The organism is Hydrogenophaga sp. L99, from assembly GCF_058731905.1.
Map to the genome: position 1 here is coordinate 2157418 of NZ_CM178972.1, position 13565 is coordinate 2170982.

Below are 13565 nucleotides of genomic sequence, written 5' to 3' on the forward strand. Positions count from 1 at the left end.
GCGCTAGCGCATTTCCTAGCCGTTCAGCTGGGCGGCCAACAGGGCTGCCTGCTCGGCAAACTTCTTGGCATTCGTCTTCTGCAACTGCGTCAGGTTATGCAGCTTCCATCGCACGCCCGGCAGATGCTCCAGCTGGTCGATGCCCAACAGCGCCCACTCGGGTGCGCCGGCGACGAGTGACAACAGGAAGCGGCGCTCGTCATCATCGAGCCCCTGCTGGATCTCGCGCACGAGGCGCTCGCGTGCCGCGAGCAATGCGTCCAACGGCACCGGCTCGGCCGTCATGCCCTGGAAGTTGTGCACAAAGTCGTGCCTGATGTCGCGCAGCGGCGGGAACAGCACCTCGTGCACCGGCCGGTTGCTGCTGGCCAGGTAGACCACGAAGGCACGCCGGATTCCGGGCGTGATGCCTTCGTGCGCAAAGAGCTGCATCACATCGAACAGGTCGCGCGGATGCTGTCGGTCCAATGCCGCCACCAGCTTGCCGCCATACACGTCCTCCAGCGACACCACCGGGATCACGAGGTCGGCCATCAGCACATCACGCGCGGTCGGCGTGAGCGAGGCTTGGCGCACCGGCCGCACGGTGCCCCGCATCACGAAGTTCACCTCGATCTTGACCTGTACGGGACCGCGCCGCACCAGCAGCTTGGTCTCCCCCGCTGCTGCCGCCGGCGCGTGCACCTGCAAGCCTCGCTTCTTCAAGCGCTCGGCCGCTTGCCGGACGGCCTCATTGATGCGCGCCAGCGCCTCGTCACGTGGCAGTGTGTGGTCGGGAAAGACCAGATCAAGATCCACCGACAGGCGCGGCATGTCGCGCACGAAGAGGTTGATCGCGGTTCCACCCTTCAGCGCGAACGTGTCGTCCACGAATACCAGTGGTGCAACCTGCGTCAGCAGGCGCGCGGTATCAAGATAGGTCTGATTCATCGTTTAAGCACCAGCAGGCCGTCGGCCGATCGGGACACCCAGGGCCGGTCGCTACCCGTCGGTAGCGTGGCCGGATCAAGCTTGGCTGCCCAGGGCAACGATGCCTCGCGGCCGAGCTGCAGGCACAGCCTCACGGTTTTCACGCTCGTGCAGCGCTGCAGCAGTTCGCGCAGCACGTCGACGCGAAGGCTGTAGGCGCTTTCCACGAGCTCGCGCGCCTCCTGCAACGGCTGGCGGACGCCTACGTCGCTCAGCAACTCCAGCAGTGCGCGCTCCGGCGCCGATACCTGCGGCGCTCCGCTACGCTTCTCGAACGGCCCGGCGTGCAGCAAGGCGCCAGGCTGCTCATCGAAGAGCCGCTTGCGGTGATACTCGGCCGGAAAGCGCTCGGTGAACCATTCGGGCAGGCGCCCGGCCGCCCAGCCGTAAAGCTGCAGCACCGGCTGCTGCGCCACATACTGGCGCACGCCGTACCAGTCCAGTGCCGACTTGCCGCCGACGTGCAAGCCTTTGAGGCGACGCTGCAGCAGGATCAGGCTCGGATGCAGCGCTAGGGTGTCGTTGGGTCGGCAGAAGACCCCGCGCGACAAGCGCGCGAGCCAGCCCGCGCGCACATAGTGCACGGCCAGATCCGCAGAGATGCCCAGCGCCGCCAGGTCGTCCGAGGTCAGCGGCATCCCCGGCGGCAGGCGGGTATAGAGCGCATTTAGCTTGCTCGTTCTAATCGTAGCCATACTGCGATTCAAACACTTTATTCAAACTTCAGTCAACATGAAATGTGATTTTGAATCGCAGCCTGACTACGACAACAGCACATTTTCAAAATCAACAATCCACCCATCGACAACCAAGCAAGAGATCAGCACCAAGCCACCCGACGCTGTGCATCCTTCGCTGGTTGCGATGGAGCCCCTGATTGAGCGGCACTCCACCTCGACCCAGTCGCGCGCAACGCAGCCCCCAGAATGGACCGATCTCTTCGTGCCCTGCACCCCGTGACAGCACGTGGTCGGCCCGCTCCTGCCTGACATCCCGTTACTCCGGTTACTATTTGCCGAGCAAGGGGAACAAAGGAGGAGCACATCAAGTGCTTGCAACAAACACGGCAGCAGAACTGTTTCGGCACCTGAGCGCGGAGAAAGCCGCGCTCTACCGAAGCATCATGGACGTTTTCGCCGCGGCCAAGCGGCAGTACCGCCTCCAGTTGCGGCCGGATGAGGTCCTCGCTGAAGCCAACTGGTCCGGTTCCCCCCCGCGCCTTGAAGAAGTGAGCACCGCCTTGGCCCAACTGGCCGATTGGGGCAACCTCGAATCCCAGCCCGACACCGCGCGCGTATCGTCGCTGAACGACTTCTACCGTGCCCGCTTTCTCTATCGTCTGTCCCACGGAGGCGAGGCGGTGGAAGCGGGTCTGACGGTCTTCTTCCAGACCTTGTACCGTCGCGCAGAGTTGCAGACCGTCGCCCTGGAAGACATCACCAGCCGCCTTCTGGCGTTGCGGCAACTGGTTGACGACACCACGTCACCCGATGGCCCTGACGTTGCCAAGATGCATGAGGTGTTGCGCGATCTGGTTCGCGTTTTTGAGGACCTGGCCGAAAACGCACAAGCCTTCATGGCCGGCGTGGCCCGCAGCCTGGAGCTGCAGCAAGCGGATGCGAATGCGGTCATCACCTACAAGCGGCGCCTGATCGACTACCTTGAACGGTTCATGGGCGATCTGGTCCGCCGTTCAGAGGCCATTGCCCAGCTCATTCAATACCTCTCCTCCCGCATCGATCACATCTTTCTGCAGATTGCCGAGCGCGAGGCCACCGACGCAGCACCGGGTGATGCCCAGGACCAGATCGACGAAAAAATGCGTCGCTGGCAAGGCTGGCGAGAGCGATGGAAAGGACTTCAAGGTTGGTTCCTTTCGACGGGAGCAGAACCTCCTCAAGCGGAACTGCTGCGCGCCCGGGCACGGGCCGCGATCCCCCAGCTGCTGGGTGCCATAGCGGCCATGAACGAACGACGCAGCGGGCGCAGCGACCGTTCTGCAGACTTTCGGATGCTTGCCCAGTGGTTTGCAGCCTGCGAGTCCGAAAGCGAAGCACATCGTCTCGCGCGTGCAGCTTTTGCACTCCAGCCCGCCCGACATTTTTCGCTGAACCCGCAGTCTGAAGACGACATTCCCGCGAGCACCTCCTGGATGGATGCGCCACCTTTGCAGATCAGTCCGCGTTTGCGTGAATACGGCGAAGCAGCTCCCCGTGGCCCGTTGGCACGGGTGCGTGACCGCAGCGCAGAACGGGCGTTAATGGCGCAACAGCTCTCGGAAGAATCACGCCAAGTGGAGGCGGCACGGCAGCGCCTGGCCACCGGTCAGCCGATCAAGCTCTCTGAACTGGGCGATCTGGACACGCACGCATTTGGCTTGTTCCTCAGCCTGCTCGGCGAGGCACTGGCCGAGCAGGCACACCCGGATCAGATTGTTGAACGCCAGACAGGTGACGGACTCCTTCACATACGGATGGAGCCACTGGAAGCGGACAGTCGTGCCCGCATCTCCACCTCCAGCGGTGTGTTCTCGGGTCGCGATCACCTGCTCACGATCTCCCTGACCCAGGAGTCGATGTGAACATTCGCATTGCGCCAAGACAAGATAACCAGCGCATTGGTGATCTCCAAAAGGCGCAGCAGCAGGACGAATTCAGCAGAGGCTGTTGATTTCCACGTAAATCTGACCCCTCTGGACTGAGTTTTTTCATCCAACTTTGACCCCTTGAGTAAGGTCTCCTGCTTGTATTTTGAGCAGGAGGGTTCAAGGAGTGATCAACGTGGGAACACTGGCAAAGATCCGCAGGATGCACCTGCGCGATGGCCTTCCAATCAAAGAGATCGAGCGGCGCACGGGCCTGGCGAGGAACACCGTCAAGGCCTGGCTGCGCAAGGGCGAGATGGTCGAGCCCAAGTACCCGCAGCGGGTGGTGGTGAGCAAGCTCGACGGCTTCACTGAAACGCTGGCAACCTGGCTCAAGGCCGATCAGCACCGCGGCAAACGCGATCGCCGCACCATCAAGGCCATGTACGAAACCTTGGCCGAGCAGGGTTACACCGGCGGCTACGGCCGGGTCGCCGCCTTTGCCCGACGTTGGCGAGAAGATCAATCGGGCAAGGTCAGCAAGGCCGCCTTCGTGCCGCTGAAGTTCGCACTGGGTGATGCCTTTCAGTTTGACTGGAGCACCGAGTACGCCTGGGTGGGCGGGCTGCGTCGGCGCCTGGAGGTGGCGCACACCAAGCTGTGTGGCAGCCGCGCCTTCTGGCTGGTGGCCTATCCGACCCAGAGCCACGAGATGCTGTTCGATGCCCATGCCCGGGCGTTTGCCGCCTTCGGCGGCGTGCCCCAGCGCGGCATCTACGACAACATGAAGACTGCCGTGGACAAGGTCGGCGCGGGCAAGAAGCGCGTGATCAATGCGCGCTTTGAAGCCATGACCGGCCACTACCTGTTCGAGCCGGAGTTCTGCAACGTCGCCAGCGGCTGGGAGAAGGGCATTGTGGAGAAGAACGTGCGTGACCGGCGCAGCAGCATCTGGCACAAGGCGCTCAAACAGCGCTGGCCCAGCATGGAAGCGCTCAACGACTGGCTGGCCCAGGAGTGCCGCGCCGCATGGGCCGAACTCAACCACCCCGAGTGGCCCACCCTGAAGGTGGTCGACGTGCTGCAGGACGAACAACTGCGCCTCATGCCCAACCCCAAACCATTTGACGGCTACGTGGAGGTGCTGGCCCGGGTCTCCAGCACGGCGCTGGTGCACCTGCAGCGCAACCGCTACAGCGTGCCGACCGAACACGCTCACGAGGTGGTCAGCCTGCGCCTATACCCGGACCGCCTGGACGTGGTGGCCGAGAACACCCGCATCGCCAGCCACGCGCGCAGCTTCGAGCGCAGCCTGACCTTCTACGATTGGCGCCACTACGTGAGCCTGATCGAACGCAAGCCCGGGGCGCTGCGCAACGGTGCGCCCTTCGAGACCCTGCCCGAGCCGCTGAAGAAGTTGCAGGCCATTCTGCTGCGCCATGAAGGTGGCGACCGGGTGATGGCGCAGGTGCTGGCGGCCGTGCCGATGCACGGTCTGGAGCCGGTGCTGGTGGCGGCCGAGCTGGCGCTGGAGAGCGGCAAGCCCAGTGGCGAGCATGTGCTCAATGTGCTGGCGCGTTTGAAGACGGGCAGTCAGTTCGCTGACCTTCAGGAGGCCAGGACCCCCTTGACGCTGACGGTGCAGCCACTGGCCAACGTGCAGCGTTACGACCGGCTGCGCTCGCTGGATGGCGACGACGCCCAAGGAGCACAGCCATGAGCCAGACCATCATCACAGCGCTCAAGGCCTTGAAGCTGCACGGCATGGCCGCCAACTACCCCGAGGTGGTCGCGCAGACGCGGCACACCGAGTTCAGCCCGGAGGCGTTCCTGGGCCAGTTGCTGCGCGCCGAACAGGCCGAGCGCTCGGTGCGCTCCATGGCGTATCAGATGGGGGCGGCACGCTTCCCCGCGCACCGCGATCTGGCGGGCTTTGAGTTCGGCCAGGCCGGTGTGGACGAAGCGCTGGTGCGCACGCTGCATGGCGGCCAGTTCATTGACGCGGCCCACAACGCGGTGCTCATCGGCGGGCCGGGCACGGGCAAGACCCACCTGGCCACAGCCATCGGCATCGAGGCCATTCAGAAGCACGGCAAACGGGTGAGGTTCTTCTCGACGGTCGAACTGGTCAATGCACTGGAGCTGGAGAAGAGCCAGGGCAAGGCCGGTCAGATCGCGCACCGGCTGGTCTACACGGACCTCGTGATCTTGGATGAGCTGGGCTACTTGCCGTTCAGCCAGGCCGGCGGTGCCTTGCTGTTCCACCTGCTATCCAAGCTCTACGAGCGCACCAGTGTTCTGATCACGACCAACCTGAGCTTCGGCGAATGGAGCCAGGTGTTTGGCGACGCAAAGATGACGACGGCGCTGCTGGACCGGCTGACCCACCACTGCCACATCGTGGAGACCGGCAATGAAAGCTGGCGGTTCAAACACTCAAGCGCCGCAGCGAAGGCAGGCCCGAAAAAGAAGCCACGAACAGCCCAGAACGCAATGACTGAAAAAGGAGGAACCGATGCACCAGCGGTAGACTTATCCACAGACGCCTAGCTCGGCTACGCCCCAACAGGTGGGGTCAATATTGGATGAAAAGCCGGGGTCAGGATTGCGTGGAAATCAACAGCGTGACGATCAACACGCGCCTACCGCCCGCCAAGCACATCAGGGCGGCGATCTCTGCGATGCGCGTCTTCCCCGCGCTGGTTGGCAAGGCGACGACCAGGTCGTCGGACACATCAGTGGATCGCTTGGCTGCTTCGCGCTGTGATGGCCACAACTCCAGCTCGGCGCTCTTGCGCGCGTACAGCGACGCGATGAAAAGTCGCCGCAACTCGGCGTACCGCTCCTCACCGCCCTCAGGCGGATCGCTCGGAAGCGTCTCGTGCAAGGAGTGCGCCCACAGATCGTCGAGCATGTTCCGGCACAGCCGGACAATCCACCACAGCGACACTGAGGCAGCAGCGTCTGCAAGGTCGAGGGCTGTGTCCAGCAGTTCCTTTGCGGTGTCCAGCAACGACACCTCGCCGGTTTGAAGGGCAAAGTCGAAAAATGCAAGGGCACGGCAAACCACGGTGTTGAGGACGATCGAAATTGCCTCATCGGAATCGATCTCCCCATCCTCCAGCAAGGCGGAGACGTTGGCATCGCCGTTGTCTTCATCCAGCAGTTGGGATTTGACATACGTCCGGAGGCGATCCAGGTCGCGCAGGATCAGCAGGATCAATGCAGCTTCAGCCGCGTTGGCATTGAGATCGGAAACTTGCTGCTCGCCGAACAGCGAGTAGGCGATCGCAGAATAGCCCGCCAGATGGTAGGAAGCGCCCGCAATCGTGCGGTAGAAGCCACGCTCCTCAGCCTCTGGGGCACCATTGCGAACCAGCGATTCAAAGGCATTGCCGGCGCGCTCGAACGCACGCTGACAAAGAGCCGATGTGCCGTCGAGCTCGCGCAGTGACAGCGCCGCGCGCAAGATCGAAAAGCCGTGCTCTGCCAGATCGATGTCAATCTGCTCGCCGAGTGGCGGTGCATCCTCCGGCAGCACCCCCGCTTGACGCATGATCGACCATGCCGCGCCGCGGTCCAGCAGCCGTCCCCAAACACCATCTTGCGTCGCCTTGGTCAGGAAGGCCTGCAGTTCATCACTTGCTTCCAAGATTCATCGCCTCCTCGTAGACTTCGGCAATGAACGCTTGGTGGTCTTCGATGTGAAGGCTGACGACGTGCTGGTTACGGTCATCGCCGGCCTCCTCCAGATTCTTCTGGAGCTTCGCAGCCGGCGCGTTGCCGGACACGGTGAACAGCATGTGGTCGATGCGATTGGCGCGCAGAGCTTTCAGCCCGACCTCGTCGCGGATCGTCCGGCCGAGTTCGATATCATCTTTGTCGGCGCTTTCGAGGAGCCGATTCGCGATGAACAGCAAGGAATCCGGCGTGCAGCGGCCGCCGTACCGGTTCAGGGCTTCACGCGCTTCGGCAATCGTCACGTTGCCAAGGTTCGCTCGGCTTTTCGACTCGCCCTTTAGCAGCCAGAGCTTTTCATCGGGGTCGTAGCCCACGCCGATGAAATCGTCGCCGCGCATTGCGACCTCGCGCCCATCTTTGAATCGCATCCGCCGGACGGGAATACGAAAGCCCATGTCCTCCTCAACCAGTTCAGAGGCCAGGATTTCGCCGAGGTCTCCGGAGCGCGCGCGCTTCGACTGTGGCAGCAGCGCCCTCAGAATTTCGGAGGCGCCGTCGTAGCCAAGGCGGGCGACATCGTCAGCGATCCGGTCAGCCTGGTCGTAGTGCGTCCTGACGGCTTCGCCCAGTTGCGTAAGAACAGCTGCACGGCCGCCATCTTTCTCCGAGTATGTTCGGAACGTTTTCTTCTTGCTTTTGTCCTTGGTGCCAGCACACCATGCCTTGAACAATGCCATGTCTCCTCCTCCGTTTTTGTGAGTTCCGGTCGGGCTGGCTACCCATCGGCCCGTTCCGCTTAACTTCTCGTCCGTCATCCCGTCGCCTGCGCAGGCAGTTCAATTTCATATGCCTGGGCGATTCGGGCTACCAATTCGGCAACAGCAACGTTGCCAAGCTGCAGCGCTTTCGGGTCAATGGAGGGGTCGGCCGCGACGGCAACAAGGAAACGCGTCATGTCGTCGCCGATCTTCTTGTCGAGCGGAATTCGTGTGGCCGGCGCCAGCAGTTGCGAAAGTCGCAGCACGTCGTTGAGGTGCTTGCGCACGTCCTTCGCATCCACCTTGGCGCCCAGCTCTTTCCGCGCAGTCAATTCCAGCCACGCGATGCCCTTGAGCGGGATCAGGCGGTCTTCGCCGACCCAGGGCAGGCCATCGACTTCGCGGCGGCCCGCCATGATGAAGGCGTAGTAGGTCTCGTCCAGCAAAATGGCTGACAAGCTGGACACGGCTTCGTCTAGTGGTATCGGTGTCAGCTGACTGCCTTCGGCCGGTTGCAATCCGTCGGGAGCTCGCGCAAACAATTCGACCATCGCCGGGTAGAGATCATCAGCGGGCTTCTGGAACCGGTAAAAGATGGGTTTTCCTGTGTCGCTGGCCTGGCGAATTTCGTAGCCGCCGTCCTCGACGAATTTCCAGAAGGCCTCACCAAACGCCGGCGTCAGGGCTTCCACATGCAGGACGATGTCCAGGTCTTTGGTGGCGCGGAACTCCAGCCCCGCCTCTTCCATCGTCAGGCTCGCGGCTGTGCCGCCAATCAGGACGTACTGATCGACGTATGCCGCGAAACGCTCCTGGAAAATTTCCAACCCTCTCACCATGGAAGTTGTCCTTTCAGTTCGTCCAGTGCGAGCTGGATTCGGTCATCGGCGTTCTCCTGCAGGCTGAGCGTCAGCGAGAGCGGGTCCACCGTGTTGGCGTCTGGCACCAACGCCGGGCTGTAGCTCCACAGCTGCCATTCTTGGGCGCCCGCTTCGGGCTCAGGCAACTCGCGAACGCCGGCATCCGTCGCAGCCTTCCAGTCGGCGGCGGTTAACGCATACACCGGCCATTTCGGCTCGGTCATCATGGAATAGCGCGCGAGCGCACTCAGACCCGCGAGGCGGCTGAGTCGGTGTGCTGCGACCCCGTGGGCTGCCACCCAGACTGTGCGCCTAACCGGCGTTCGCAGTGCGGGCTTCGCACGCTCCCAGACCTGCTCTGGTGGGAGATCCATTCGCAGCCAGCGCGAGCGGCCGACCGTGTGCACGGCAGCCAGCCCGGCCGCAGTCAGCTCCTTGACCGCGCGCGACAGTGTCATGGGCGTGTAGCCCAGCGCGGCCGCAACCCTGGAAGGCTGCCAATCGGGTTGCCACGGCTGACGCAGCAAAGCGGTGATCAGCATGGCTTGCGCGGATGGGCTCAGCGCCGCTTCCGTGGCCGGAGTGCGCTGCCGAAAATACTCACGCAGATCCAGCCCCAGATCCGGCAGATAGAGTTGGTTGCCCGGCACGATGAACGGGACCTTTTGCTCGATCAAGCGCCGACGCTCATAGGATGCCAGGGCATCGGTGACGTAGACCGCTGGCTGACCGGCCAAGGCCTTGACCTTGTCCAGCCATGTGCGGACGTCGCTGAGGGATTGCTTGGCCTCTCCGCGCCCGATCGCCAACACAACGGGGTGCCCCAGCAGCTCTAGCTCGCTGAACTGGAAGACGTCGCGAAGGAAGTACGGTAGTTCGTTTGCACGCGCCCACGGCTTCACGCGTGACGCATCAATGCCCAGGACCTCTTGGAGGTAGTGCAGAACGGCGGTGACGAGGATCGGCAAGGTTCACTCTATATAACTTTGTTTTTGCACGATAACACAATAGTTGTTATCGTGCAAAATGAAGTTATCATTGCGCTGTCAACTGTTACCCGGCGCTACGCCGAGCCGTCCCACGAAGGAGCCCAACATGATTGGAACAAGGACTCGCTATTCTCTCGCTCAGTTCTTGGAGCTCCAGGAGCCCATGATGTCCGTCGTGCTGCTCAGCAAGTACGGCGTGCAACACCTGTCGTTGTCGCGAGACCAGTTGCTGTATGGGCTCTTGAGCACGATACGCGGGCTTGACGAACGCCCCCTGATGCTTGTGCTGGCCGAAGTCGTGGCCACCAAGGGTGACCTGCGCGCAAGAGTGAGTCCGAAGCACCGATTCGACGAGCGTCTGCACGACCTAACGCAATGCCTGCTCCTGGATGGCTATATTGTGGAAGACGCGAAGCTCGTGCAGGTTGACCCGTCGATTGCAGATGCGGCCCCGCTGGAAGACGACCTGATCATGGCGCTGCAGAACTCGGGAGTACCGCGCGCGCAGGAGATCATCGCAAAGATCGGTGATTCGGCCCATTCCTTTCGCGCGATCCCGCCCGACTACAACGCGGCACTCGTGAACGCCCGTGTCGCACTGGAGACGCTAGCGGCGGACGTTGCCGCCGACGTGGCTTCACACGCGCAAGTTCCCACGTCCTACAACCCGTCGAAATGGGGCGAAGTGCTGGCGTTCCTGCGTACGAGCGGCGAGGTCACGCCCGAAGAAGAAAAGGGCTTGGCAGGTGTATTCGGACTTCTGAGTCCGGGAGCCCATCGCCCGGTAGGTATTCCAGATGATCAGATGACCCGCCTTGGCCGCTCCTTCGCGCTCAACATGTGCTGGTTCCTACTAAAGAACCATCTCGCATCCAAATGACGCTGTGTGCTTGAAGCACCGGCCGAGCGATCAGCGCCTCATTGGTACTAGCATTCCTGCATATTCGCCAATAGTGTGATCTTTACTGTGCAGTGAACATTACCCTTCGCGTCTCGGCGTCCCGCCGCCGGGCTCGCGGGCTGCGCCCCGGGCTTCGTGCCGAATCCCGGCCATCCGGCTTTGATCCCTGACGTCTCCGCGGCATGGCCGCTGCGCACTCCGCTTGCTAGGGCTGTGGTGGCGTGTAGGGGTGGCGGTCTTGCTGTGCCCTTTCAACCTACCACGCCGTTCTCGCCGTCAAAGGCTGCGCGTGCCTTGCACGCTGGCGTCCTGGCGGCCGTCTCTGGCTGCGCCTCCGACCCCTGACTGCTTGCGCTGCGGCGTGGGTGGCCGGTTCCGGGCAATCCCGCCCGATTCCGAACCGGAGCCGATCATGTCGCAGCTGTCTTCCCTGTCGTTCACGTCTTCCATCGATTCCTCCCTGCTCGTTCGCGATGTCGCGGGCAGCTACCGTCCGGCCGAGCCGGCGGAGGTGCTGCAGGCCGCGCTGCGGGTGCTCGCGGGCCAGTTGCGCGGCACCGAGATGCTGTCGTCGCCGCAGGCGGTACGCGATTTCCTGCGCATCAAGCTGGGCACGCTGGAGCACGAGGTGTTCGCTGTGATCCACCTAGACGCCCAACACCGGGTCATCGAGTACGTGGAGATGTTCCGCGGCACCGTGACCCAGACATCGGTCTATCCGCGTGAGGTGGTCAAAGAAGCCATGGCACACAACACGGCGGCCATCGTCCTGGTCCACAACCACCCTTCGGGCGTGGCTGAGCCCTCTCGGGCCGATGAGTATTTGACCCAGACCATCAAGAGCGCGCTATCGCTGGTGGATGTGCGGGTCATCGATCACCTGATCGTGGCCGGGCCGACGATCCTGTCCTTCGCGGAACGCGGGCTGATCTGAGCCTACACAACCGGGAGCCGCACGGGCTCCCGGTTTTTCGTTTCCTGTCCAACAGCGTGCCACCGCACAGTGGCACGAGCATTTCATGACTTCGAAGCCGGAGACGGTGGGGCTTCCCCGCCGGCCTCGCACGGACATCCGCATTGAGCCAGCTACGCTGGAGAACGCCTGACTGGGTTGAAGACGCGATGCATCCCCCCTGCGTCAGACTAGTTGTCGCCTCCTTTTTCACGCGGATGATCCGCGCCAAAGCGACACAACATGCAAAAGAATCAACATTCGCCAGAGTTCATAGAGCAGGCATTGAGCAAGGTCCGCACGCGCGGCTCGCGCACCTTGGAATCGGTGGCCACTGAGCTGAACATGCCACTGGGAACGCTCAAGGGCTGGCTCAAGAGATCGCGCCCTGTGGGGGCAGCGTTGGCGCATGCGCCAACGCTGCCCAGCGATACGCCCGCAGCCCAGTGGAGCCCTGTTCAGCGGCTGTTGGCCTTGAACGAAAGCCACACCCTGGTGGGGCCGGCGCTGCACGCCTGGTGCCGCGAGAAGGGCTTATTCGAGCACCAGCTGATCCAGTGGCGCGAAGCCTTTTGCGCATCGACGCAACCCGCTGCTGCCAGCGCCGCTGAGCAACGCCTGGCCAACACTGCGCTGCGCGAGTTGCAAGGCCGGCACGACCAGCTGGAGCGCGAGGTGCGCCGCAAGGACCGCGCGCTGGCCGAGGCCGCCGCTTTGCTGATCCTTCAAAAAAAGTTCCAGGCCTTGGTTCTGAAATCGCAGGGCGAGGACACATGAGCACCCTCGCACAACGCGCCACCGTGCTGGAGCTGATCGCCGAAGCTTGCATCGCTGGCGCCCGCTTGCACAGGGCCTGCGAGATCATCGGGCTGGCCGCACGCACTGTGCAGCGCTGGGTGGATGCTGGAAAAAATGCGCTGTATGTGGGCGACAGGCGCACCCCTGATCAACGCATTCATAACTGCCCGCCCAACAAACTGAGCGACGCTGAACGCCTGGCGGCTCTGGCTGTGCTCAACAGTGAGGAGTTCAAGGACCTGCCACCCAGCCAGATCGTGCCCCGTCTGGCTGACAAGGGCATGTACGTGGCGAGCGAGTCAACCCTGTACAGGCTGCTGCGTCAGGCTGGGCAACTGGCTCACCGCCGCCTTGAACGCGTGCCGCAAAAGCGCAGCAAACCCCGCGCCTTGGTGGCGAGAAGGCCCGACCAGATCTACTGTTGGGACATCACCTACTTGCCCACCCAGGTGCGCGGCCTGTTCTTCTACCTGTACCTGTTCGTGGACATCTTCAGCCGCAAGGTGGTGGGCTGGCAGGTCTTCGATTGCGAGAGCGCCGAGCGGGCTGCAGCGCTGCTGGAGGACATCTGTCGGCGCCAGGGCGTTGGTGCGGATCAGGTCACAGTGCATTCGGACAACGGCAGTCCGATGAAGGGCGAAACGATGCTGGCCACCATGCAGCGCTTGGGCGTGGCACACAGCCGCAGCCGCCCCGCGGTGAGCAACGACAACCCATACGCCGAATCGCTGTTCAAGACCTTGAAGTACCGCCCGCAGCTGCCGCTCAAGCCGTTTGCCGATCTGATGCAGGCCAGGCGCTGGGTGACCGAGCTGGTGCACTGGTACAACGAGCAGCACAGGCACAGTGCAATCAGCTTCGTGACCCCCGCGCAGCGCCATGCACAGACCGATGAAGCTTTGCTGCACGCACGTGCTGCGGTCTATGAAAAAGCCAGGCAACAACATCCAGCGCGTTGGTCAGGAAACACCCGCAACTGGACCTTCATCGACGAGGTTCACCTAAACCCAGACAGCCCACAAACCAAGGAGTCCGATCAGAAGGCAGCTTGATTTGACAACCTCAGGCGACAA

The 13565-nt window shown here is 62.7% G+C and carries 13 protein-coding genes; 7 read left to right on the forward strand and 6 right to left on the reverse strand.

Annotation, left to right across the window (positions count from 1 at the left end; translation table 11 throughout):
* Positions 1-15 precede the first annotated feature (15 nt).
* Both AC4QBL_RS10295 and AC4QBL_RS10300 read right to left on the reverse strand, forming a co-directional pair.
* Positions 16-930: a nucleotidyl transferase AbiEii/AbiGii toxin family protein gene (locus AC4QBL_RS10295; protein ID WP_066084266.1), complete on the reverse strand. Its 915-nt coding sequence runs from the start codon at positions 928-930 to the stop codon at positions 16-18.
* Entirely contained in the window at positions 927-1664 is a 738-nt protein-coding gene (locus tag AC4QBL_RS10300) for a type IV toxin-antitoxin system AbiEi family antitoxin domain-containing protein (RefSeq protein ID WP_472907083.1), read from the reverse strand. Before AC4QBL_RS10300 ends, AC4QBL_RS10295 begins: the two co-directional genes overlap by 4 nt.
* A 428-nt stretch (positions 1665-2092) precedes the next feature.
* Here AC4QBL_RS10300 and AC4QBL_RS10305 point away from each other — a divergent pair, with 428 nt between their 5' ends.
* From AC4QBL_RS10305 to istB, 3 genes are all read left to right on the forward strand, one after another.
* The gene (locus AC4QBL_RS10305; protein WP_492131658.1) at positions 2093-3550 is read left to right on the forward strand and encodes a TIGR02677 family protein; all 1458 of its coding nucleotides are present in this window, start codon (positions 2093-2095) and stop codon (positions 3548-3550) included.
* A gap of 199 nt (positions 3551-3749) precedes the next feature.
* Entirely contained in the window at positions 3750-5273 is a 1524-nt protein-coding gene (gene istA, locus AC4QBL_RS10310; protein WP_472907081.1) for an IS21 family transposase, read from the forward strand.
* Positions 5270-6103 carry an IS21-like element helper ATPase IstB gene (gene istB, locus AC4QBL_RS10315; protein WP_472907080.1) on the forward strand — a complete coding sequence of 278 codons (834 nt, stop codon included), beginning with the start codon at positions 5270-5272 and terminating at the stop codon, positions 6101-6103. The genes istA and istB overlap by 4 nt, the downstream gene beginning before the upstream one ends.
* A 49-nt stretch (positions 6104-6152) precedes the next feature.
* On the opposite strand, the gene AC4QBL_RS10320 is transcribed toward istB, so the two are convergent.
* The 4 genes from AC4QBL_RS10320 to AC4QBL_RS10335 all read right to left on the reverse strand — a co-directional run bounded on the left by AC4QBL_RS10320 (position 6153) and on the right by AC4QBL_RS10335 (position 9820).
* The gene (locus tag AC4QBL_RS10320) at positions 6153-7205 is read right to left on the reverse strand and encodes a hypothetical protein (protein WP_472907079.1); all 1053 of its coding nucleotides are present in this window, start codon (positions 7203-7205) and stop codon (positions 6153-6155) included.
* Entirely contained in the window at positions 7192-7971 is a 780-nt protein-coding gene (locus tag AC4QBL_RS10325) for a Hachiman antiphage defense system protein HamA (protein WP_066084224.1), read from the reverse strand. The genes AC4QBL_RS10320 and AC4QBL_RS10325 overlap by 14 nt, the downstream gene beginning before the upstream one ends.
* A 74-nt stretch (positions 7972-8045) precedes the next feature.
* Positions 8046-8819, reverse strand: a complete 774-nt coding sequence (locus AC4QBL_RS10330; protein WP_422291233.1) for a hypothetical protein — start codon at positions 8817-8819, stop codon at positions 8046-8048.
* A gap of 5 nt (positions 8820-8824) precedes the next feature.
* Positions 8825-9820, reverse strand: a complete 996-nt coding sequence (locus tag AC4QBL_RS10335) for a MarR family transcriptional regulator (RefSeq protein ID WP_066084218.1) — start codon at positions 9818-9820, stop codon at positions 8825-8827.
* A gap of 187 nt (positions 9821-10007) precedes the next feature.
* On the opposite strand from AC4QBL_RS10335, the gene AC4QBL_RS10340 reads away from it, so the two are divergent.
* The 4 genes from AC4QBL_RS10340 to AC4QBL_RS10355 all read left to right on the forward strand — a co-directional run bounded on the left by AC4QBL_RS10340 (position 10008) and on the right by AC4QBL_RS10355 (position 13544).
* Entirely contained in the window at positions 10008-10721 is a 714-nt protein-coding gene (locus AC4QBL_RS10340; RefSeq protein ID WP_472907077.1) for a hypothetical protein, read from the forward strand.
* Between the two features lie 433 nt (positions 10722-11154).
* Positions 11155-11676: a RadC family protein gene (gene radC, locus AC4QBL_RS10345; protein ID WP_422291231.1), complete on the forward strand. Its 522-nt coding sequence runs from the start codon at positions 11155-11157 to the stop codon at positions 11674-11676.
* 261 nt (positions 11677-11937) lie between these two features.
* Positions 11938-12471 (forward strand): transposase, encoded by a 534-nt coding sequence (locus tag AC4QBL_RS10350; RefSeq protein WP_472900371.1) that lies wholly within the window; start codon positions 11938-11940, stop codon positions 12469-12471.
* Positions 12468-13544 (forward strand): IS3 family transposase, encoded by a 1077-nt coding sequence (locus AC4QBL_RS10355; RefSeq protein WP_492131579.1) that lies wholly within the window; start codon positions 12468-12470, stop codon positions 13542-13544. The genes AC4QBL_RS10350 and AC4QBL_RS10355 overlap by 4 nt, the downstream gene beginning before the upstream one ends.
* Positions 13545-13565: the final 21 nt, after the last annotated feature.

What these genes read in the sequence shown, in the direction of transcription:
- AC4QBL_RS10350 (WP_472900371.1), top strand. Translation starts at nt 11,938, where the DNA reads ATGCAAAAGAATCAACATTCGCCAGAGTTCATAGAGCAGGCATTGAGC.
- AC4QBL_RS10300 (WP_472907083.1), bottom strand. Translation starts at nt 1,664, where the DNA reads ATGGCTACGATTAGAACGAGCAAGCTAAATGCGCTCTATACCCGCCTG.
- AC4QBL_RS10305 (WP_492131658.1), top strand. Translation starts at nt 2,093, where the DNA reads ATGGACGTTTTCGCCGCGGCCAAGCGGCAGTACCGCCTCCAGTTGCGG.
- istB (WP_472907080.1), top strand. Translation starts at nt 5,270, where the DNA reads ATGAGCCAGACCATCATCACAGCGCTCAAGGCCTTGAAGCTGCACGGC.
- AC4QBL_RS10295 (WP_066084266.1), bottom strand. Translation starts at nt 930, where the DNA reads ATGAATCAGACCTATCTTGATACCGCGCGCCTGCTGACGCAGGTTGCA.
- AC4QBL_RS10340 (WP_472907077.1), top strand. Translation starts at nt 10,008, where the DNA reads ATGTCCGTCGTGCTGCTCAGCAAGTACGGCGTGCAACACCTGTCGTTG.
- AC4QBL_RS10325 (WP_066084224.1), bottom strand. Translation starts at nt 7,971, where the DNA reads ATGGCATTGTTCAAGGCATGGTGTGCTGGCACCAAGGACAAAAGCAAG.
- radC (WP_422291231.1), top strand. Translation starts at nt 11,155, where the DNA reads ATGTCGCAGCTGTCTTCCCTGTCGTTCACGTCTTCCATCGATTCCTCC.
- AC4QBL_RS10355 (WP_492131579.1), top strand. Translation starts at nt 12,468, where the DNA reads ATGAGCACCCTCGCACAACGCGCCACCGTGCTGGAGCTGATCGCCGAA.